At 71.0% G+C, this 20,075-nt stretch carries 15 protein-coding genes and 1 pseudogene; 14 read left to right on the top strand and 2 right to left on the bottom strand.

The genetic code is table 11. The annotated features are described in order from the left end of the window. Positions 1–24 precede the first annotated feature (24 nt). The gene (locus ABTX24_RS19220; RefSeq protein ID WP_350841801.1) at positions 25–1,539 is read left to right on the top strand and encodes an APC family permease; all 1,515 of its coding nucleotides are present in this window, start codon (positions 25–27) and stop codon (positions 1,537–1,539) included. Continuing rightward, positions 1,536–3,587, top strand: coding sequence for an oxidoreductase (locus ABTX24_RS19215; protein WP_350841799.1), 2,052 nt, complete (start codon positions 1,536–1,538; stop codon positions 3,585–3,587). Before ABTX24_RS19220 ends, ABTX24_RS19215 begins: the two co-directional genes overlap by 4 nt. Positions 3,588–3,854: 267 nt before the next feature. On the opposite strand, the gene ABTX24_RS19210 is transcribed toward ABTX24_RS19215, so the two are convergent. Further along, positions 3,855–5,114 carry a flavin-containing monooxygenase gene (locus tag ABTX24_RS19210; protein ID WP_350841797.1) on the bottom strand — a complete coding sequence of 420 codons (1,260 nt, stop codon included), beginning with the start codon at positions 5,112–5,114 and terminating at the stop codon, positions 3,855–3,857. A gap of 168 nt (positions 5,115–5,282) precedes the next feature. On the opposite strand from ABTX24_RS19210, the gene ABTX24_RS19205 reads away from it, so the two are divergent. The 5 genes from ABTX24_RS19205 to ABTX24_RS19185 are packed head-to-tail and all read left to right on the top strand — an operon-like array spanning position 5,283 to position 9,922. Continuing rightward, on the top strand, positions 5,283–5,735 hold the full coding sequence (locus ABTX24_RS19205) for a RidA family protein (protein ID WP_350841795.1): 453 nt from the start codon (positions 5,283–5,285) through the stop codon (positions 5,733–5,735). After that, on the top strand, positions 5,732–6,400 hold the full coding sequence (locus ABTX24_RS19200; protein ID WP_350841793.1) for a DUF1028 domain-containing protein: 669 nt from the start codon (positions 5,732–5,734) through the stop codon (positions 6,398–6,400). The genes ABTX24_RS19205 and ABTX24_RS19200 overlap by 4 nt, the downstream gene beginning before the upstream one ends. Next, complete coding sequence (locus tag ABTX24_RS19195; protein WP_350841791.1) at positions 6,400–7,539, top strand: M20 family metallopeptidase; 1,140 nt, start codon at positions 6,400–6,402, stop codon at positions 7,537–7,539. The genes ABTX24_RS19200 and ABTX24_RS19195 overlap by 1 nt, the downstream gene beginning before the upstream one ends. Then, positions 7,536–8,984: an aspartate ammonia-lyase gene (locus ABTX24_RS19190; protein WP_350841789.1), complete on the top strand. Its 1,449-nt coding sequence runs from the start codon at positions 7,536–7,538 to the stop codon at positions 8,982–8,984. Before ABTX24_RS19195 ends, ABTX24_RS19190 begins: the two co-directional genes overlap by 4 nt. A 20-nt stretch (positions 8,985–9,004) precedes the next feature. After that, positions 9,005–9,922, top strand: coding sequence for a LysR family transcriptional regulator (locus tag ABTX24_RS19185; RefSeq protein ID WP_350841787.1), 918 nt, complete (start codon positions 9,005–9,007; stop codon positions 9,920–9,922). Positions 9,923–9,954: 32 nt separating this feature from the next. Here the strand turns inward: ABTX24_RS19185 and ABTX24_RS19180 are convergent, their stop codons facing one another. Next, entirely contained in the window at positions 9,955–11,346 is a 1,392-nt protein-coding gene (locus ABTX24_RS19180; RefSeq protein ID WP_350721157.1) for a purine-cytosine permease family protein, read from the bottom strand. Between the two features lie 205 nt (positions 11,347–11,551). On the opposite strand from ABTX24_RS19180, the gene ABTX24_RS19175 reads away from it, so the two are divergent. The 7 genes and pseudogenes from ABTX24_RS19175 (at position 11,552) to ABTX24_RS19145 (ending at position 19,889) form a co-directional block, all read left to right on the top strand. Then, entirely contained in the window at positions 11,552–12,556 is a 1,005-nt protein-coding gene (locus ABTX24_RS19175; protein ID WP_350841785.1) for an iron ABC transporter substrate-binding protein, read from the top strand. Between the two features lie 50 nt (positions 12,557–12,606). After that, a complete protein-coding gene (locus ABTX24_RS19170; protein ID WP_350841783.1) occupies positions 12,607–14,103 on the top strand; it encodes an ABC transporter permease in 1,497 nt (498 codons plus the stop codon). Next, positions 14,100–15,137: an ABC transporter ATP-binding protein gene (locus ABTX24_RS19165; RefSeq protein ID WP_350841781.1), complete on the top strand. Its 1,038-nt coding sequence runs from the start codon at positions 14,100–14,102 to the stop codon at positions 15,135–15,137. The genes ABTX24_RS19170 and ABTX24_RS19165 overlap by 4 nt, the downstream gene beginning before the upstream one ends. Then, positions 15,134–17,617, top strand: coding sequence for a non-ribosomal peptide synthetase (locus tag ABTX24_RS19160; protein WP_350841779.1), 2,484 nt, complete (start codon positions 15,134–15,136; stop codon positions 17,615–17,617). The genes ABTX24_RS19165 and ABTX24_RS19160 overlap by 4 nt, the downstream gene beginning before the upstream one ends. Then, positions 17,614–18,090, top strand: a pseudogene (locus ABTX24_RS19155) (O-acetyl-ADP-ribose deacetylase); the annotation flags it as partial. The gene ABTX24_RS19160 and the pseudogene ABTX24_RS19155, both read left to right, overlap by 4 nt. Beyond that, entirely contained in the window at positions 18,070–18,546 is a 477-nt protein-coding gene (locus ABTX24_RS19150; RefSeq protein WP_350841954.1) for a DUF6508 domain-containing protein, read from the top strand. The pseudogene ABTX24_RS19155 and the gene ABTX24_RS19150, both read left to right, overlap by 21 nt. Before the next feature lie 59 nt (positions 18,547–18,605). Beyond that, the gene (locus ABTX24_RS19145; RefSeq protein ID WP_350841777.1) at positions 18,606–19,889 is read left to right on the top strand and encodes a hypothetical protein; all 1,284 of its coding nucleotides are present in this window, start codon (positions 18,606–18,608) and stop codon (positions 19,887–19,889) included. Positions 19,890–20,075: the final 186 nt, after the last annotated feature.

Raw genomic sequence — 20,075 nt, 5'->3', positions numbered from 1 at the left:
AGCCCGACCAGCCAGGGACACACCATGACGCAGACCAACCAGCCGACCGCCCTCGCGGCCGAGCAACAGTCACATCTCCGCAAGACGCTGCGACGCTTCGACATCGTCTTCCTGCTCATCGCGGCCGTCGTCGGCCTCGAGACCCTCGGGCAGGTCTCGCTCTACGGCGCCGAGGCGTTCACGTGGGCCCTCGTGCTCGCGGTCTTCTTCCTCGTGCCGTACGGCCTGATCTTCGCCGAGACCGGCGCCGCGTTCAGCGAGGAGGGCGGGGCCTACACCTGGGTCCGAGACGCCTTCGGGCGCCCGGCCGCGGCAGTGGCCGCGATCCTGACCTGGATCACGCAGCCGGTGTGGGTCGGCGGCTCGATGGCCTTCCTCGCCGCCGAGACGGTGAGCGTCTACATCACCCCGCTCGAGCACGGCTCGGTCGGCGACTACCTGTTCAAGATCGTCTTCATCTGGATCACCGTGGTCGCCGCGATCGCCAGCCTCGCCAAGGGCAAGTGGCTGCCGACCAGCGGCGCGATCCTCAAGGTCGGCCTGCTCGCGTTCTTCGTGCTGACCACGGTCATCTACGCCGCCAAGAACGGCGTCGTCGACCTCAGCGGCGGCGACTTCAGCCCGACCCTGCTCGGCCTGTTCGGCTCCGTCCCGATCCTGCTCTTCGCCTACCTCGGCTTCGAGTCCTCCAACAGCGCCGCCGGCGAGATGGAGAACCCGGCCCGCGACGTACCGGTCTCCATCTTCCGCTCCTGCGCCACCGCCGCGGTCTGCTACCTGGTGCCGATCTTCGCGATCCTGCTCGTCGTCCCCAGCGACGACATCACCGGCATCGGCGGCCTCCTCGACGCCGTCGGCACCGTCTACTCCGTCTACGGCCCCGCGGCCGAGCCGCTACTCACGCTCACCGCCGTCGTCTTCGTCTACATCCTGATGAGCCAGGGCGCAGCGTGGATGATCATCTCCGACCGCATGCAGGCGATGACCGCCGCCGACGGCTCCTTCTTCGGCGGGTTCTTCGGCCGCTTCCACGAGGGCCTCGGTACGCCGGTGCGCGTCAACATGCTCTCCGGCGTCGTGGCCACCGTCTTCCTCCTCGTCGCCATGCAGGTGACCGGCGACGGCGCCTCGATCTTCGGTGTCGTCCTCACCATCTCGATCTCCACCTTCCTGCTCAGCTACCTGCTGGTCATCCCGGCCGCGATCCGGCTGCGCACCCGCTACCCCGACCGCCCGCGCCCGTTCCGGGTCCCGGTCTCCGACCGCGGCTTCGCGATGCTCGGCTGGCTGGCCTTCGCCTGGGTCCTGCTCGGCTCCTGGGTCGCGGTGTTCCCGGGCACCCTCGAGCGACTGTTCGGCGAGGCATACCCGTTCAAGGAGATCTGGGGCGTGAGCCAGCTGACCTTCGAGGTCTTCACGCTCGGCACCCTCGGCTGCCTGCTTCTGCTGTGCGGCATCGGCTACGTCCGAGGTGCCCGCGTCCGCGCCGAGGTCGGCGCTCCCGTCCCGTCCGTTCCCAGCGAGGAGCCCACCCGATGACCCCATACGACATCCTGTTCGAGCCCGTGCAGATCGGGCCGATCACCACAAAGAACCGCTTCTACCAGGTGCCCCACTGCAACGGCATGGGCTACCGCGACCCCAGCGCCCAGGCGGCGATGCGCAAGATCAAGGCCGAGGGCGGCTGGTCGGTGGTGTGCACCGAGCAGGTGGAGATCCACGCGACCTCCGACATCGCGCCGTTCATCGAGCTACGGATCTGGGACGACCAGGACCTGCCCGCGCTCAAGCGGATCGCGGATGCGATCCACGAGGGTGGCGGCCTGGCCGGCATCGAGCTCGCCCACAACGGCATGAACGCGCCGAACCAGCTCAGCCGCGAGACCCCGCTCGGGCCCGCGCACCTCCCGGTCGCCCCCGACACCATCGCGCCGGTCCAGGCCCGGGCGATGTCGCTGCAGGACATCGAGGACCTGCGGCGCTGGCACCGCAATGCCGTACGCCGCTCCCTCGAGGCCGGCTACGACGTCGTCTACGTCTACGGCGCCCACGGCTACGGCGCCCCGCACCACTTCCTCTCCCGGCGCTACAACAACCGCACCGACGCGTACGGCGGCTCGCTCGAGAACCGGATGCGACTGCTGCGCGAGCTCCTCGAGGACACCATCGACGAGGTCGCCGGCCGGGCCGCGGTGGCCTGCCGGATCACGGTCGAGGAGGAGATCGACGGCGGCATCACCCGCGAGGACATCGAGGGCGTGCTGCGCGAGCTCGGCGAGCTGCCGGACCTGTGGGACTTCGCGATGGGCAGCTGGGAGGGCGACTCGGTCACCTCGCGGTTCGCACCCGAGGGTCGCCAGGAGGAGTTCGTCGCCGGGCTGAAGAAGCTCACCTCCAAGCCCGTCGTCGGCGTCGGCCGGTTCACCTCGCCGGACGCAATGGTGCGCCAGGTCAAGGCCGGCATCCTCGACCTGATCGGCGCGGCCCGCCCGTCGATCGCGGACCCGTTCCTGCCGAACAAGATCCGCGACGGCCGGCTCAACCTGATCCGCGAGTGCATCGGCTGCAACATCTGCGTCTCCGGCGACCTCACCATGTCGCCGATCCGCTGCACCCAGAACCCGAGCATGGGGGAGGAGTGGCGCCGCGGCTGGCACCCGGAGCGGATCCGGGCCAAGGAGAGCGACTCCCGCATCCTCGTCGTCGGCGCCGGTCCCTCCGGCCTGGAGGCGGCCCGGGCGCTCGGCGTACGCGGCTACGACGTCGTGCTGGCCGAGGCCGGCCGCGACCTCGGCGGCCGGGTCACGGCCGAGTCGAAGCTGCCCGGGCTCTCGGCGTGGGGCAGGGTCAAGGAGTACCGCGAGGCCGTCCTCGCCGAGCTCCCCAACGTCGAGATCTACCGCGAGAGCCCGATGACCGCCGAGGACATCGTCGAGTTCGGCTTCGAGCACGTCATCACCGCCACCGGCGCGACGTGGCGTACCGACGGCGTCGCCCGCTTCCACACCACCGCGATGCTGATCGCAGAGGGCGCCCAGGTGCTCGGGCCCGACGACCTCTTCGCCGGCCGGCTGCCCGACGGCAAGAAGGTGGTCGTCTACGACGACGACCACTACTACCTGGGCGGCGTCCTGGCAGAGCTGCTCGTGCAGAAGGGCTACGACGTCTCGATCGTCACCACCGGCGCGCAGGTGTCGTCGTGGACCAGCAACACCTTCGAGATCAACCGGATCCAGCGACGGCTCATCGAGAACGGCATCACCCGGGTGACCGACCACGCGGTCATGTCGGTGGGGACCGGCGGTGTCCGGGTGCAGGACGTCTACGCCGGCATCGAGCGTGACCTCGACTGCGACGCCGTCGTCATGGTGACCGCCCGCCTGCCGCGCGAGGAGCTCTACCTCGACCTGCTCGCCCGTCGCGACGCCGGCGAGATCGCCTCCGTACGCGGCATCGGCGACTCCTGGGGCCCCGGCACCATCGCGGCCGCCGTCTGGTCCGGCCGCCGCGCGGCCGAGGAGTTCGACGCCGTCCTGCCCTCCAACGACGAGGTGCCGTTCCGGCGCGAGGTGACCCAGCTGGCCTGAGGCGCAACCCGCCAGCTGGGCAGAGAAACCGCGCCCCGGCCTCCTCGCGAGGCCGGGGCGCGGTGCTTTTGCCCGCCGACCCGATGCCGAGTCGGCTCATCGTGACCGGATCCGGTGCCGAGTCGGCTCGTTCTGACCGGATCGGACGTCGAGTCGGCGCGTCATGACGAGCCGACTCGGCGGGGGTTGGGTCGGGGAAGAAGGACGATGGCCCGGATCCCTTTTCGGGATCCGGGCCATCGATGTGACGCGGCTGTGCGCCGTTGATCAGCCGCGCGCCTGTCGGTCGTACGCCGCGTAGCTACGCTGCGTCGCGATGTGGCCGGCGATGTGCTTGGCGTCGTGCCAGACACCCCAGATGAAGCTCGAGCCACGGCGGGAGAGCCAGGGGAGACCGACGAAGTAGATGCCAGGCTCGGTGGAGATGCCGCGGCGGTGGGCCGGACGACCGTTCTCGTCGAGCGCGTCGACCTGGAGCCAGCCGTAGTCGGTCGCGAAGCCGGTCGCCCAGATCACCGTGGTGATGCCGGCCTCGGCCAGGTCGAGGGAGAGCAGAGGGGTGGTCGCGGCCGTCGGGGCGGGGCCGAGGTCGCGGGCCGAGGGCTCCTCGGGCAGGTCGATGCCGTTGCGGGTGACGTACTCGTCGGCGGCGTCGAGGAGGGCGAGGTAGTTGGCGTCGCCCTGGGCGATGTTCTCGGCGAGGTCCTCACGGAAGGTGAGCGTGCCGGCGTCGAAACGGTCGGTCATGCCGACGAGCCGGATCCCGCTCGCCTCGAGGGCGCGGAAGTCGACGGTGTGGCCGCCACGGGCGCCGCTGACGGCGATCGTGACGTGCTCCGCGCCGGCGGCCGGGGTCTCCAGGTCCCACAGACCCAGGACGCCGAGCCACCAGCAGAAGTCGCGGCCGCGGTAGCTGCGCGGGGGACGGTCGTGCGGGCCGACCGAGAGGTGGACCTGGCGGCCGGAGCGCTGCAGCTCGTCGGCGATCTGGACGCCGGAGGAGCCGGCGCCGACGACGAGGACGTTGCCCTCGGGAAGCTGGTCGGGGTTGCGGTAGTCGCTCGAGTGCATCTGCACGGCGACCGCGCCGTCCGGGACGATCGGCGGGTAGACCGGCCGCTGGAACGGGCCGGTCGCCGCGACCACGAACCGGGCGTCGATGACGCCGTCGGAGGTCTCGACCCGGAAGCCCGGACGGCCCTGGTTGCGGGTCACCGAGGTGACCTCGACGCCGGTCCTGATCGGAGCGGCGATCTTCTCGGCGTACGCCTCGAAGTAGGCCGCGACCTGGTCCTTCGTGGCGAACGCGTCCGCGTCGACGTCCTGGAACTCCAGGCCCGGGAACCGGTCGTGCCAGGCCGGGCCGTTGGCGACGAGCGAGTCCCAGCGCATCGTGCGCCAGCGCTCCGCGATCCGGTCACGCTCCAGCACGAGATGGGGGACGCCGTTGTCGCTCAGGTGCTCGCTCATCGCCACGCCGGCCTGACCGGCGCCGACGACGAGGACCTCGATCTGTTCGTTGGACATACTCAGATCCTGAGCCGCGGGGTTGCTCGTGTCCAACAGATGTTGTTGGCCTTACCCATCGGATCGACTGATGCAATCGCCATCGGTGTCTCTGCATCTGTTTCATTGACGATAGTCCTTGGAAACATCTGTTGGACACATGCTCTCGGACGAGGTGGACTGGTCGTCGTGGAGACCAACAAACCCAGCAGCATCGTCGTCGGCGGGCACACCCGGATCCGCCCGTTCAACACCAGCGTCACCTACCCCGAGCAGAACCTCGACAACGACCTGTGCCAGGCCGTCGTCGCGGGCAACACGGTCTACGTACGCGGTCAGATCGGGCAGGACCTGGACACCAGCGAGTCGGTCGGCATCGGCGACGTCGAGGCGCAGACCGAGCAGGCGATGGCCAACATCAAGATGCTGCTCGAGGAGGCCGGTGCCGAGATGGAGCACCTGGTCAAGCTCACCATCTACATCGTCGACCCGCGCTACCGCGAGACGGTCTACCGGACGATCGGCCGCTGGACGAAGGGCGTGCACCCGATCTCCACCGGCCTGGTGATCTCCGCCCTGGCCCGCCCGGAGTGGCTGGTCGAGGTCGACGCGATCGCGGTCATCCCCGAGGGGGCGAAGTGACCTTCTCCGTCCTCGCGACCGACGGCAAGGGCGCCGTCGGCATCGCCGTGACCTCCTCCAGCCCGGCCGTCGCCGCGCGCTGCATCCACCTGCGTCCCGGCGTCGGCGGCGCCTCGTCGCAGAACATCACCGACCCGCGTCTGGGCACCGACCTGCTCGATGCGCTCGCCTCCGGGCTCGACGCCCGGGCCGCGCTCGCCTCGGTCACCCAGTGCCGTGAGCACATCGAGCATCGCCAGCTCACCGTTCTGGGACTCGACGGCGCCGGTGCGGCGTACAGCGGCTCCGGGTCGCTCGGCATCCATCACCACGCCGTTGCGCCACAGGTGGTCGCCGCCGGCAACCTGCTGGCCGGCACCGAGGTCGTCGACGCCGTCGTCGCGGGCTTCGAGTCCGCGACCGGGGAACTGGAAGAGCGGCTCCTGGCCGCCCTGGAGGCCGGGCTGGCCGCGGGCGGCGAGGCCGGACCGCTGCACTCGGCGGGCCTCTCCGTCGTACGCGACGTCGCCTGGCGAGTCACCGACCTTCGGGTCGACTGGAGCGAGCGCCCGGTCGAGGACCTCCGCGACCTGCTGAAGGTCTGGATGCCGCAGCGCGACGACTACGTGACCCGCGGACTCGATCCCACCGCCGCCCCGTCCTACGGGGTCCCCGGGGACGAGTGATGACCACCGCGAAGCAGTACGCAGCAACAACCGTCGGCAGCGACGCCGAGCGCCTGATCCGGCTCTCCGAGCAGCTGCACGCGAACCCCGAGACCGGCTGGGAGGAGCACCGTTCCTCGCGCTGGGTCGCGGAGTCGCTCGAGGAGGCGGGGTTCACCGTGACTCCGGCCTACCTCGGGCTGGAGACCGCCTTCCTGGCGACCTTCGGCAGCGGTCCGTTCCGCCTCGGCCTGTGCGCCGAGTACGACGCCCTCCCCGGCCTCGGCCACGCCTGCGGCCACAACCTGATCTCCGCGATCACCGTCGGCGCCGCCCGCGCGCTGGCCCCGCTGGCCGACGCCGCGGGACTCACCATCGAGGTCTACGGCACCCCCGCCGAGGAGGGCGGCGGCGGCAAGATCGAGCTGCTCGAACGCGGCGCCTTCGTCGGCCTGGACCTCGCCATGATGGCCCACCCGGCTCCCGTCGACGTCGCCGAGGCCGAGCCGTTCGCGGTGTCGCACTCGCACGTCGAGTACACCGGCAAGGCCGCGCACGCGGCCGCCTACCCCGAGCAGGGCGTCAACGCCGCCGACGCCTTCACCATCGCTCAGGTCGCGATCGGCCTGCTCCGCCAGCAGCTGCCGCCGACCGTACGCGTGCATGGCGTGATGACCAACGGGGGAGAGGCACCCAACGCCATCCCCGCGCGGACCGAGGGCCGCTGGTACGTCCGCGCCGAGAGCCTCGCCCAGCTCGCCGAGACCGAGGAGAAGGTCTGGCGCTGCTTCGAGGCCGGCGCGCTCGCCACCGGCGCGCAGCTCACCGTCGAACCCGAGAGCAAGCCGTACGCCGACTTCCGCACGTTCGCGCCCGCGCTGGCCGCGTACCGGCGCAATGCCGAGGAGATCGGCCGGATCTTCGACCCGGGGACCCCCGCTCGCCGGATGAACCGCGCCTCCACCGACATGGGCAACGTCTCCCAGGTCGTGAACGCCATCCACCCCTACGTCGGCATCAACTCCGGGACCGCACTCAACCACCAGCCCGAGTTCGCCGCGCACTGCGTCGGCGGGGACGCCGAGAAGGCACTCCTCGACGCCGCCACCGCGCTGGCCTGGACCGCGCTCGACGTCGCCGAGGATGCGGCCGCACGATGACCACCGTCGACGCCACGGCCACCCGCACCGAGCACGACTCGCTCGGCCCGTTCGAGGTACCGGCGAGCGCCTACTGGGGCGTGCACACCGCCCGCGCGCTGCGGAACTTCCCGATCAGCGGCACCACCGTCGGGAGCCACCGCTCGCTCGTCGCCGCCCTCGGCGCGGTCAAGCTCGCCGCCGCGCGGGCCAACCACGAGCTCGGCCTGCTCGACGACCGTCGCCATGCCGCCATCGCCGCCGCCGCGCAGGAGGTCCGCGACGGAGCACTCGACGACCAGTTCGTCGTCGACGTGATCCAGGGCGGTGCCGGCACCTCGACCAACATGAACGCCAACGAGGTCGTCGCCAACCGTGCGCTCGAGATCCTCGGCCTGCCGCTCGGCAGCTACGACGAGATCCACCCGCTGGACCACGTGAACCGCTGTCAGTCGACCAACGACGTCTACCCGACCGCCGTCCGGCTCGCCCTGGTCGGTGCGATCGACCGCCTGGTCGAGGCCACCGCGGCCCTCGCCGACTCGTTCGCCCGCAAGGCGGCCGAGTTCCGCGCGGTCCCCAAGATCGGACGTACGCAGCTCCAGGACGCCGTCCCGATGACGGTCGGCCAGGAGCTCGGCGCCTTCGCCATCACGCTGCGCGAGGAGCTGGCCCGGCTGGCCGACTCGCGAGTGCTGCTGTGCGAGATCAACCTCGGCGCCACCGCGATCGGCACCGGGATCACCGCCCACCCCGACTACCGGCGGCTCGCCGTCCGGCACCTCGCCGAGATCACCGGCCTGCCGGTGGTCGGCGCGGGAGACCTCGTCGAGGCGACCAGCGACACCGGCGCGTTCGTACAGGTCTCCAGCGTACTGAAGCGGATCGTCGTCAAGGCGTCCAAGATCTGCAACGACCTGCGGCTGCTCAGCTCCGGCCCGCAGGCCGGGCTCGGCGAGCTCCAGCTGCCCGCCCGCCAGGCCGGGTCGAGCATCATGCCCGGCAAGGTCAACCCGGTCATCCCGGAGATGGTCAACCAGGTCGCCTTCTGGGTGATCGGCAACGACCTGACCGTCACCATGGCCGCTGAGGGCGGCCAGCTCCAGCTCAACGCGTTCGAGCCGGTGATGGCGCACGGCCTGCTGCAGGGCTTCACCTGGACCGCCGCCGCCTTCGACTCGCTGCGGGAGATGTGCGTCGACGGGATCACCGTCGACGCTGCCAAGCTCGCCGCCGCTGCCGCAGGCAACGCCGGCCTCGCCACCGCCCTGACCCCGCTGCTCGGCTACGCGCGGTCCGCCGAGATCGCCAAGGCCGCGCTGAGCGGCGCGGGCGACGTACGGGATCTGGCGCTCGCCGCCGGCGGGCTCGACCCGGTCGTGCTCGACGCGCTGCTGCGACCGGAGACGCTCGCGAACCTCGACGCCACCGGCGCCGACGGCGTCAACGGGGCGAAACGAGAGTGACTTCGGGCAGGATGGCCCGCATGGCCGAGCCGTCCTTCACCCTGACCCAGCTGCGCTACTTCGCCGCGGCCGCGGAGCTGGGCAGCATGACCGCCGCGTCGCGGCAGCTCGTGGTCTCGCAGTCTGCCGTCTCGACGGCGGTCGCCCAGCTCGAGAAGGAGCTGGGCGTCCAGCTGCTGCTGCGCCACCATGCCCGTGGCCTGACCCTGACGGCCGCCGGTGAGGAGTTCTACCGCGAGCTGCGCAGCTACCTCGTGCACACCAGCGAGCTGGTCGAGGTGGCGCGCTCCGCGGGCCAGGCGCTCGTCGGCGACCTCGCCATCGGCTGCTTCACCACCCTGGGCCCCTTCGAGCTGCCCCGGCTGCTGGCCGCCTGCGAGCAGGACCACCCCGGCATCCACGTCTCCGTCGTCGAGGACGAGCACGCCGCGCTCAAGCACGCGCTGCGCTCGGGCAGCTGCGAGCTGGCGCTCATGTACGGCTACGACCTCGACGACGACATCGACCACGTCCGGGTCGGCGTCGCGGCACCGTACGTCCTCATCGGCAAGGGCCACCGGCTGGCGCGCCGCAAGAAGGTCGCGCTCGCCGAGCTCGAGGAGGAGCCGATGGTGCTCCTGGACCTGCCGCACAGTGGCCAGTACTTCGAGCGGCTCGTCGAGTCCGCCGGCTTCCGACCCCAGATCCGGCACCGCAGCGCCGGCTTCGAGACCGTCCGGGCGATGGTCGCCAACGGCCAGGGATGGTCGGTCCTCAATCAGCGCCCGGCGAGCGACACGACCTACGACGGCGCGCAGATCGTGACCCTGGAGATCAGCGACCCGGTCGAGCCCCTCGAGGTCGTGCTGGCCTCGATGAAGGGCGTACGCCTCACCGCCCGCGCCCAGGCGTTCGTCCGCTCCTCGGGCCGGGCAGCGCGACGGCGGGAAGGCCGCTGACGCGACCTCCCCGCCGTGGGAGTGCTCGGGTCTCAGGCGTGCGAGGCCAGCGCCATCTCACTCGGTGCGAGCTTGCGGCCGCGAGCCAGCAGGTAGTAGATCGGGGCGGTCGCGACGAGGCCGATGATCCAGCTCAGGTCGGCGCCGTTGAGCCTGTCCGCGACCGGGCCGGTGTAGAGCGGCGTCGCCATGAACGGGATCTGGACGACGATGCCGATCACGTACGCGAGGATCGCCTGGCCGTTGAAGCGGCCGTAGATGCCGCCGTCGGCCGCGAAGATCGAGTCGAGGTCGTAGTTGCCACGGTGGATCAGGTAGAAGTCGATCAGGTTGATCGCGGTCCACGGGACCAGCACGACGAGCAGCGCGAGCACGATGTCGACGAAGTGCGAGATGAAGTTGCCGGAGACGCCGATGGCGAAGTACGTCGAGGCGGCCATCACCACCAGCGAGAGCACCACGCGGCTGCGGGCGGTCGGGATCCAGGACGCGACGAACGTCTGCACGCAGGTGATGACCGAGAGCACGGTGCCGTAGAGGTTGAGCGCGTTGTGGCTGATCACCGAGAGCAGGAACAGGACGAGCAGTGGCGTACCGAACGCGCCGGTGGTGTCGCGCACCCCGGTCATCACCTCGACGCCCGGCTTCATCGCCAGCGCCACGATCGCGCCGAAGACGAACGGCAGGATCGAGCCGAGGGTGCAGCCGAGGTAGGTGGCGGTGAAGGTCGCCTTCACCCCGACGCCGGCCGGCAGGTAGCGCGAGTAGTCCGAGACGTACGGCGCGAAGGCGATCTGCCACAGGGCGCCCAGCGAGACGGTCGCGAGGAAACCGGCGGTGCTGTAGCCGCCCTGGGTCCAGAAGCCCGCGGGCAGGCCGGAGACGAAGATCGCGACGGTGCCGAGCACGATCCCGATGCCGAGGACCCACGTCGCGACCTTGTTGAGCGAGTGGATCACCTTGTAGCCGATCACGGCGATCAGGCCGGAACCGAGCGCCCCGAGGACGATGCCCGCCTCGACCGGGATCGGGTCGGCGATTCCGTGCAGCGACTGCCCGGCGAGGACGATGTTGGAGGCGAAGAAGGCCAGGTACATGACCGCCGCGATCACCACGACGATCAGTGCCCCGTAGGAGCCGAACTGGCCGCGGCTCTGGATCATCTGCGGGATGCCCATCTGCGGACCCTGGGCCGAGTGCAGCGCCATGAAGACGCCGCCGACGAGGTGGCCGACCACGATGGCGACGACGCACCAGAACAGATCGAGGCCGAAGACGGTGACGCCGGCGGCACCGGTGACGACGGGCAGGGGAGCGATGTTGGTCCCGAACCACAGGGTGAAGAGGTCGCGCACCTTGCCATGGCGGTCCTCGGGTGGGACGTAGCCGATGGTGTGCTTCTCGACGACTGGCTGGTCAGACATGGTCATTCTCCAAAGGTGTGAGGCGCCCCACCATGGTCGTGACTGGGCTGTTCCTCTGGCAAACGAATCCTTTTGGCGTAAGGCATCGGCAAAACCGATGCAGGCGCGGATCGAGCTCCAACGCGAACTGAAACCGTCACATTGTCGTGCTCGCCTTCTTAGGTAAACCTTCGTAAGGTCAGGCTTACCAAATGAAAGGAAGGCCGTGAAGCCTCTCTCCGCTGTCGTGGTCTCGGTCTCCGTCGCCCTTCTCGCGACGACCCTCACCTCATGCTCCTCCGGCGACGCGCTCGTCGTCTACAACGCCCAGCACGAGCAGCTCATGGAGGAGCTGGTGCCGGCGTTCGAGAAGGAGACGGGGATCGACGTCGAGCTGCGCAACGGCAAGGACCTCGAGCTCGCCGCACAGCTGGTCGCGGAGGGCGAGAAGTCGCCGGCCGACGTCTTCCTCACCGAGAACTCCCCGGCGATGGCCGCGGTCGAGCGCGAGGGCCTGCTGGCCACGCTGCCGGACGACGTGACCGCGCCGATCCCGCAGCAGTACCGGCCGGAGAGCAACGCCTGGACCGGCTTCGTGGCCCGCTCCACCGTGCTGGTCTACAACACCGACCAGATCACCGAGGCCGAGCTGCCGGCCTCGCTGCTCGACCTCGCCGAGCCGGAGTGGAAGGGCAAGATCTCCTTCTCGCCGACCGGCGCCGACTTCCAGGCGATCGTCGCCGGAGTCCTGGCCACCGAGGGCGAGGCGGCCACCAAGAAGTGGCTCGACGGGATCAAGGCCAACGGCACGGTCTACGACGGCAACAACGTCGTGCTGGAGTCGGTCAACGCGGGCGAGGTGCCGGTCGGCGTCATCTACCACTACTACTGGTACCGCGACCAGGCCGAGTCCGGTGAGGTCAGCGACAGCTCCGAGCTCCACTTCTTCGGCAACCAGGACCCGGGCGCCTTCGTGAGCGTCTCCGGGGCGGGCGTGCTGGCCTCGGCCGAGCACAAGACGGACGCCGAGAAGTTCGTCGGCTATCTCACCGGCAAGACCGGGCAGCAGGGGCTGGCCGACAGCTACGCGCTGGAGTACCCGCTGAACCCCGAGGTGCAGCTCGACCCGCCGGTCAAGCCGTTCTCCGAGCTCGACCCGCCCGCCGTCTCGGTCTCCGAGCTCGACAGCGACGCCGTGGTTGAGATGATGACGGAAGCCGGGTTCCTCTGAGCAGCGTGCATCTCGGCACGTTTCCGGCCGCCTCCTCAGGGAGATGGCTGATGCCGGCGGTCGCCGGCACCATCGCCGCCGTCTGTCTGCTCCCGGTGGCGTACGTCGTGTGGTCGACCGCCTCGCTGGGGCCGGCGGAGGCGTACGACTTCCTGGTCCGCCCGCGCATCGGCGAGCTGCTGTGGAACACCGGCCGGCTGCTGGTCGGCGGGGTCGCGCTCTCGGTGGTCTTCGGGGTCTGCGGCGCCTGGGTGGTCGAGCGGACCTCTCTGCCCCTGGCCGGCTGGTGGCACGGAGCGCTGTGCGCGCCGCTGGCCATCCCCGCCTTCGTCAACGGCTACGCCTGGGTCGCCACGACCCACGCCGTCCAGTCCTATCTCGGGGCCGTGCTGGTCGTCTCGCTCTCCTACTATCCGCTGGTCTACCTGCCCGCTGTGGCCGCGCTGCGACGCCTCGACCCATCGCTGGAGGAGGTCGCCGCGTCCCTCGGGCGGCGGCCACGGGAGGTGTTCCTCCGCGTGGTCCTGCCGACCGTCGCGCCGGCGGTGCTCGGCGGCGCGCTGCTCGTCGGGCTCCACCTGCTGGCCGAGTACGGCGCGCTCCAGCTGCTCAACTATCCGACCCTGACGACCGCGATCCTGCAGCAGTACGGCACCGCTTTCAACGGACCGGCAGCCACCCTGCTCGCCGGCGTGCTGCTGCTCGCCTGCCTCGGGCTGCTGGCCCTGGAGATGCTGGCCCGCGGCCCGGCTCGGCGTGCCCACGTCGGGAGCGGCACGGCGCGGCCGGCCCCACGGCAGCGGCTGGGGCGGGCTACCGCGCCGGTGCTCGTCGGGCTCGCGGCCTTCGTCGGTCTGGCTGTCGGTCTGCCGGCGGTCAGCCTGGTGCGCTGGCTGGTCCGGGGTGCCTCGGCCGAGCTCGACCTGAGCCGCCTGCTGCCTGCCGCCGGCACCAGCATCGCGCTGGCCGCCGTCGCCGGAGTCGTCGCGACCGCCGCCGCGGTGCCGGTCGTCTGGCAGGCCGTCCGCCGCCGGACGAGCTGGTCGCTGGGCGTCGAGCGGGTCGCGTACGTCACCAGCGCGCTGCCCGGTGTGGTCGTGGCGCTCGCCCTGGTCACCGTCGCCATCGGCTGGGTGCCTGCGCTCTACCAGACGCTGCCGCTGCTCGTGGCGGCGTACGTCATCCTGTTCCTGCCGCGCGCGCTCGTCGCCGTGCGCGGGGTGCTGGAGCTGGTGCCGCCGCGGCTGGAGGAGGTCGCGCTCAGCCTCGGGCTGAGCCGGGCCGGCGCGATGCGCCGGGTGACCCTGCCGCTGCTCCTGCCCGGGCTGGCCACGGCGACCGCGATGGTTGCGCTCGCAGTCTCCACGGAACTGACCGCGACGCTGCTTTTGGCCCCGATCGGGACCACGACGCTGGCCACCGAGTTCTGGAGCGAGGCATCCTCGGTCGCCTACGGCGCCGCGGCGCCGTACGCGCTGGCGCTGGTGCTCCTGGCGATGCCGGCGACGATCCTGCTGGGTCGCTCGTCGAGAGGGGAGGCGCGATGACCGCGGCACTGGAGATCAGCGGGCTGCGGGCCGGACACGGCCGGCGGCAGGTGCTCGACGGGCTCGACCTGACCGTCGAGGGCGGGGTGACCGCCGTGCTCGGTGCCTCGGGCTGCGGCAAGACCACGCTGCTGCGCTGCGTGGCGGGGTTCATGACGCCGACCGCGGGCGAGATCAGGATCGGCGGACGCTCGGTCGCCGGACTGGCGCCGCGCCGCCGTGGGATCGGGTACGTCCCGCAGGAGGGCGCGCTCTTCCCGCACCTCGACGTCGGCGGCAACATCGCCTTCGGGCTGCGCCGGAACGTGGCCCGTGCCGAGCGGCAGGAACGCGTCGCCGAGCTGCTCCGGCTGCTCGAGCTGCCGGCCGAGCTGGCCGACCGGCATCCCCACGAGCTCTCCGGGGGCCAGCAGCAGCGGGTCGCCGTGGCCCGTGCGCTCGCGCCCCGGCCCCGCCTGGTGCTGCTCGACGAGCCCTTCTCCTCGCTCGACGCGGGGCTGCGCGAGGAGTCCGGGCGAGCGGTCGTGCGGGCGCTGCGTACGGCCGGCGCGGCAGCGCTGCTGGTCACCCACGACCAGGGCGAGGCGCTCTCGCTGGCCGACCAGGTCGCCGTGATGGCTGCCGGGCGCTTCCTGCAGGTCGGCTCCGCGGTGGACGTCTACCTGACCCCCGAGCATCCCGGGGTCGCGGCCTTCCTCGGCTCGGCGACGCTGCTTCCCGGTGAGGTCGGCGGCGACGGGCGGGTCGACTCGCCGCTCGGGGAGGTCGCACTCATCACGCCACGGCCCGCCGGGGCGGTGACGTTGGTCGTCCGTGCGGAGCAGGTGCAGGTCTCGGTCGACGCCACCTCCGGCACCAAGGGCGTCGTCGAGGAGGTCTCCTTCTTCGGCCACGACGCCACCATCCGGGTGCGGCTGAGCGATGACGTACGCGTCACCGCCCGGGTCGCGGGCACCGGGATCCCCGACATCGGAGCCACGGTCGCGCTCGAGGTCGTCGGGCCGCTGGTCGGCTATCCAGGGAACATGCGATGAGCTCGACCATCGCGACCGATGCCCACCTGCTCCTGCAAGGGCGACCGGGCGACCCGGCGGTCATCACCGACGAGACGACGCTGACCTACGCCGAGCTGGAGCAGGCGGTGATGGACCGCGCGGCGGCGTACGGTCCCGCCCGCGGCGTCGTGCTGCTCGAGGCGGGCAACGACTTGGACTCGGTGGTCGGCTACCTGGCCGCGCTCGCCGCTCGCCGGCCGGTGCTGTTGACGCCGCCGGGTGGTGATCACGCCGAGCTGCGGACGCGCTACCGGGCGGCGTTCGAGGGCCGGGCCGATCTCCATCCCGACCTCGCGCTGCTGCTGTCGACCTCGGGCTCGACCGGGTCGCCGAAGCTGGTCCGGCTCTCCCGGGAGAACCTGACCGCCAACGCGGCCAGCATCGCTGCCTACCTCGGGCTCACCTCCGCCGACCGGGCGATGAGCTCGCTGCCGCTGCACTACTGCTACGGCCTCTCGGTGCTCAACTCCCACCTGAGCGCCGGAGCCGCCGTGATCCTCACGGACCTCTCTGTCGCCGACGAGTGCTTCTGGGACGTCGCGGCGCGTCACGGCGCCACCTCGTTCGCCGGCGTTCCCTACACGTTCGACCTGCTCGACACCTCGGGGTTCGCCGACCGCTCGCTGCCGTCGCTGCGCTACATCACCCAGGCCGGCGGCAAGATGCCGCCCGAGACGGTCCGTCGCTATGCCGCGCTGGGGGAGTCGCGTGGCTGGGACCTGGTCGTGATGTACGGCCAGACCGAGGCCACCGCCCGGATGGCCTACCTCCCGCCCGCGCTCGCCGCGAGCCGGCCCGAGGCGATCGGCATCCCGATCCCGGGCGGGCACTTCCACCTCGATCCCGTCGACGGTGCCGGGGACGGCCTGGCCGACGGTGTCGGCGAGCTGGTCTACACCGGACCGAACGTGATGATGGGGTACGCCGAGAGCGTGGTCGACCTCGCCCGCGGACCCGAGCTCACCGAGCTCCGCACCGGCGACCTCGCCCGGCAGGCCGACGACGGTCTGTGGGAGATCACCGGCCGGCGCAGCCGGTTCGGCAAGATCCTGGGGCTGCGCATCGACCTCGACCGGATCGAGTCCGAGCTCGCGGCCTCGGCCGGCTGTGGGCCGGTGCGAGCCGTCGCTCCCGGCGCCCGCCTGCACCTGTTCACCGACGATCCGGGGGCCGCCGACCGGTTGCCGGGGCTCGTGGACGGCATCGTGGCGCTGCCGCGCGCGCTGGTCCAGGTCCACGTGATCGACGAGGTGCCGCGTACGCCGAACGGCAAGGTCGACTACGCCACGCTCGGTGCCTGGGCGAGCGTGGCGGACGCGGCCGGGCCACCGGATACGGGGCTGGCCGAAGGTGCGGACGCGGAGGCGTTGCGTACGGTCTATGCCACGGTGCTGCGGCGCCCCGACGCGACGGTGGCCGACAGCTTCGTCTCGCTCGGCGGCGACTCGCTCTCCTTCGTCGAGATCGCCACACAGCTCGGCGAACGGCTCGGCACCCTGCCCTCCGGCTGGCAGCACCGGAGCATCGCCGAGCTCGCCGCGAGCGCGCGGAGCCCGCGGCGGTGGCTGCGGCCCGTCGAGATCCCGGTTCTGCTGCGCGCGGTGGCCATCGTCGCCATCGTCGGCAGCCACGCGGACGTGTGGACCCTCCTCGGCGGCGCGCACATCCTGCTCGCGGTGGCCGGCTTCAACCTCGCCCGCTTCGGGCTCACCGCTCCCACCCGGACCCTGCGCGCGCGTCGCCTGCTCCGGGGAGCCGCCGCGGTCGCGCTCCCGGCGGCCCTCTGGGTCTGTGCCGTGGCCCTGGTCAGCGACCGCTACCACTGGCCGACGGCGCTCGGACTCAACCAGGCGCTCGGCAGCGACGAGTGGACCCGCGACTGGCAGCTGTGGTTCCTGGAGGTCATCACCTGGTCGTTCGCCGGGCTCGCCCTCCTGCTGCTGGTGCCCGTCCTCGACCGGTGGCAGCGGCGCCACCGGTTCGGTGCGGCCGCCGTGGTGGTGGGGGCGACCCTCGCGGTGCGGTACCTGTGGGTCGGCCTAGAGGCCGGTCCGACCGAGCGCTACACGATCGGCTGCGTGCTGTGGTGCCTCGCCCTGGGCTGGGCGGCGGCGGAGGCACAGCGGCCGTGGCAGCGGGTGCTCGTCGCGGTCACGGTCGTGGTCGCGACGTACGGCTTCTTCGGTGACCCTGTCCGCGAGGCCACGGTCGCCCTCGGCATCCTCGTCCTGCTGGTCCCGTGGCCGACCCTGCTGCCCTGGCCGCTGGCCCGGCTGGCCGCCGTGCTCGCGGCGTCGTCGCTGTGGATCTACCTCGTCCACTGGCAGATCTATCCCGGCCTCGAGGCTGCCGGGCTCGGCTGGCTGGGCGTCCTCGCCTCCCTCGCGGCCGGTGTGGCCGCCGCCCTCGGCCCGGCGGCCTGGGCGGCCCGAGCCCGGGTGGCTAGATTGACGGCGTGAGGATCAAGGTCGTACGCGGGGACATCACCGACCAGCCTGTTGACGCGGTCGTAAACGCCGCCAACTCCTCGCTGCTGGGCGGGGGAGGGGTGGACGGGGCGATCCACCGGCGCGGCGGCCCGGCGATCCTCGAGGAGTGCCGGGCGCTGCGGGCCGGACGTCTCGGCGGCGGTCTGCCGACCGGGCAGGCGGTCGCGACCACGGGCGGCGATCTTCCGGCGAGGTGGGTGATCCACACGGTCGGCCCGGTCTACACCGACGGCCAGGACAACGTCGCCCTGCTGACCTCGTGTTTCCGTGAGTCGCTCCGCGTGGCCGACGAGCTCGGGGCGCGCACGGTGGCGTTCCCGGCGATCTCGACCGGCGTCTACCGCTACCCGCTCGACGAGGCCGCGTACGTCTCCCTGTGGACCCTCGCCCGGACCCCGACCTCGGTCGAGGAGGTGCGTGTCGTGCTCTTCGACCAGAAGGCGTTCGACACCTTCGACCGCGCCCGCGAGGCCCTCGATCCCTCCGATGCCCAGGTCGAGGCTGAGCTGCGGAGCGTCCCGGACGCGACGTGGCTCGAGGCCTTCTCGGCCGCTGATGCGCTGACGGCTGAGGACCGTGACGTCGCCTGGGGTGGCGGGCAGAAGACCGAGAGCGGCGCGATCCAGGCGCCGTATCCCGCCTACAGCCCTCGGGTCCGGCAGCTCTATCGCTCGCTTCCGGGGGCGTCCATCGACTGGATGAAGTGGATGCGCGGCAATCCGCTCCTCTCCGCCCCTTCGCTGCTTGGCGCTGCTCCGGTCGCTGACGCTGCTCGGCTCGCCACGGTCTACGTTCGTGGTGAACGCTTCAACGACGGGGTCTTCGGGCGTGCACTGCAGGATGGGTCCATCGACGCGATCGTCGCTCGGTTGCGTACGTGGTTCGAGAGCGAGCGCTGAGCAGCGATGACCCATGTTTCGGGACCGAAGGAAGCATTGTGAGCACTCGCGCTGTCGTCATGGCGCTCGCGATCGTGCTGATGGCGTCGTCGTGTGCGGCCAACCGGGGCGACCAGCTGGCCGATGAGCTGAGTGAGCGGCTCGAGGGCGTCGATGGCATCGAGCGGGTGGAGGTCGGTGGCAACAACGTGCTGCCGTTTGCGGGTGACGCCAGCGGAACCATCATCCTGGAGGACGGGATCAGCACGGCGCGGGCCGCTGAGATTGCCGCGATCCTGGCGCCCTACGTGTCCGGGGAGAGTCCCGACTACGAGCTCACTCTCGAGATGGACCGCGTCGATCTTCAGGTGAGCCCATCCGAGGAGAGCAACGCGAGCGGGTTGCGATTGCTCGACGAAGTGCGGCAGCGCACCGATCTGGACAGCGCGACGATCGCCTACGGTGCCGGGTCACAGGCCTGTGTCGTCGAGGCGGAGTCAAGCACGGATCCGTTGGTGGCCTATGACGGCTTGGTCGCGCTCCGGGCCGCGACGCCGGGGTGTGAGCGCGCCGGTGTGCTGGTGACCTACGGAGAAGATCAGAGCGTCACCGATGCGGCCGACTACTGGGAGCACGTCGACACGTTGCCTGAAGCGGTTCCGATGACCGAGCCGATCGCCGGCCTCCGCGAGATCCGGAATCGGATCGAGGTCGTGGGGTACGCGATCAGGCCGGGCGCGCTGACGCTGGAGATGAGTCGCGGCGAAGACGTGGTTGCGGCCGCCGAGCTCGCACGCAGGACGCCCGGTCAACAGGTCAGCGTCAGCGGCGGCAAGATCAGTGCCTGGAGCCAGGACGTCCCCGCTGCTCAGCTCGTCCTCGATCTCGCTGCGCTCTCATCGGTCGGGTCGGTCAGCAGCGATGATCGCGGCCTCCAGATCAGTGGCGTCGACGTGCACGACGTCGTCGCCGTCTATCGGGAGGTCGAACAGGAGCCCGAGGCCGCCGGTCTCAGGCGGATCTCGATCTCCGGCACCGTCGCCGGTGATGAGAGATACCAGGTTGCCGGACCGCCGGATGTGGTCGCTGAGCGAGTTGCTGCGGCACCGCGGCTGGCTGCGTATGCGCCGTTCACGTTCACCGATGACGACCTCTCGGTGCACGTGACCATCGACGAGGTTTCGGACATGGTGGAAGTGATCAAGCCCCTCGCTGGGTTCGGGAGGGTGGTCACTGTCCGTGACGACCAGGGGCGGGTCGTCACTTTTCGCAGTGCGGGGGACGAGATCGAGGTGTCCGAATCCGGGCGGCGCGAGGAGGTTCGGGCTTTGCTTGACGCTGTCTGGAGGGCTTGGCAGGGGTGATCGTTCTTCGGGGTTGGGGTGGGCCGCCGACCCGTTCTTGGAGGGTCTTCTCGATCTGGTCCGGCGTCAAGGACGCCCTTCGGGCGCCGGCTTCGCCGGCCGCCTTCGGCGGTCCTGGACTCCGGACCAGATCGAGAAAAAACTTGGCTGGCTATCGGGGCGGCGGCCCGGGTGTGGCGCAGCGGA

Source organism: Nocardioides sp. NPDC127514, assembly GCF_040302125.1.
In the GTDB taxonomy this organism is placed as follows: domain Bacteria; phylum Actinomycetota; class Actinomycetes; order Propionibacteriales; family Nocardioidaceae; genus Nocardioides.
This window is presented reverse-complemented; position numbering and strand designations above follow the sequence as displayed.

What these genes read in the sequence shown, in the direction of transcription:
- ABTX24_RS19220 (WP_350841801.1), top strand. Translation starts at nt 25, where the DNA reads ATGACGCAGACCAACCAGCCGACCGCCCTCGCGGCCGAGCAACAGTCA.
- ABTX24_RS19215 (WP_350841799.1), top strand. Translation starts at nt 1,536, where the DNA reads ATGACCCCATACGACATCCTGTTCGAGCCCGTGCAGATCGGGCCGATC.
- ABTX24_RS19210 (WP_350841797.1), bottom strand. Translation starts at nt 5,114, where the DNA reads ATGTCCAACGAACAGATCGAGGTCCTCGTCGTCGGCGCCGGTCAGGCC.
- ABTX24_RS19195 (WP_350841791.1), top strand. Translation starts at nt 6,400, where the DNA reads ATGACCACCGCGAAGCAGTACGCAGCAACAACCGTCGGCAGCGACGCC.
- ABTX24_RS19190 (WP_350841789.1), top strand. Translation starts at nt 7,536, where the DNA reads ATGACCACCGTCGACGCCACGGCCACCCGCACCGAGCACGACTCGCTC.
- ABTX24_RS19185 (WP_350841787.1), top strand. Translation starts at nt 9,005, where the DNA reads ATGGCCGAGCCGTCCTTCACCCTGACCCAGCTGCGCTACTTCGCCGCG.
- ABTX24_RS19180 (WP_350721157.1), bottom strand. Translation starts at nt 11,346, where the DNA reads ATGTCTGACCAGCCAGTCGTCGAGAAGCACACCATCGGCTACGTCCCA.
- ABTX24_RS19170 (WP_350841783.1), top strand. Translation starts at nt 12,607, where the DNA reads ATGCCGGCGGTCGCCGGCACCATCGCCGCCGTCTGTCTGCTCCCGGTG.
- ABTX24_RS19165 (WP_350841781.1), top strand. Translation starts at nt 14,100, where the DNA reads ATGACCGCGGCACTGGAGATCAGCGGGCTGCGGGCCGGACACGGCCGG.
- ABTX24_RS19160 (WP_350841779.1), top strand. Translation starts at nt 15,134, where the DNA reads ATGAGCTCGACCATCGCGACCGATGCCCACCTGCTCCTGCAAGGGCGA.
- ABTX24_RS19145 (WP_350841777.1), top strand. Translation starts at nt 18,606, where the DNA reads ATGGCGCTCGCGATCGTGCTGATGGCGTCGTCGTGTGCGGCCAACCGG.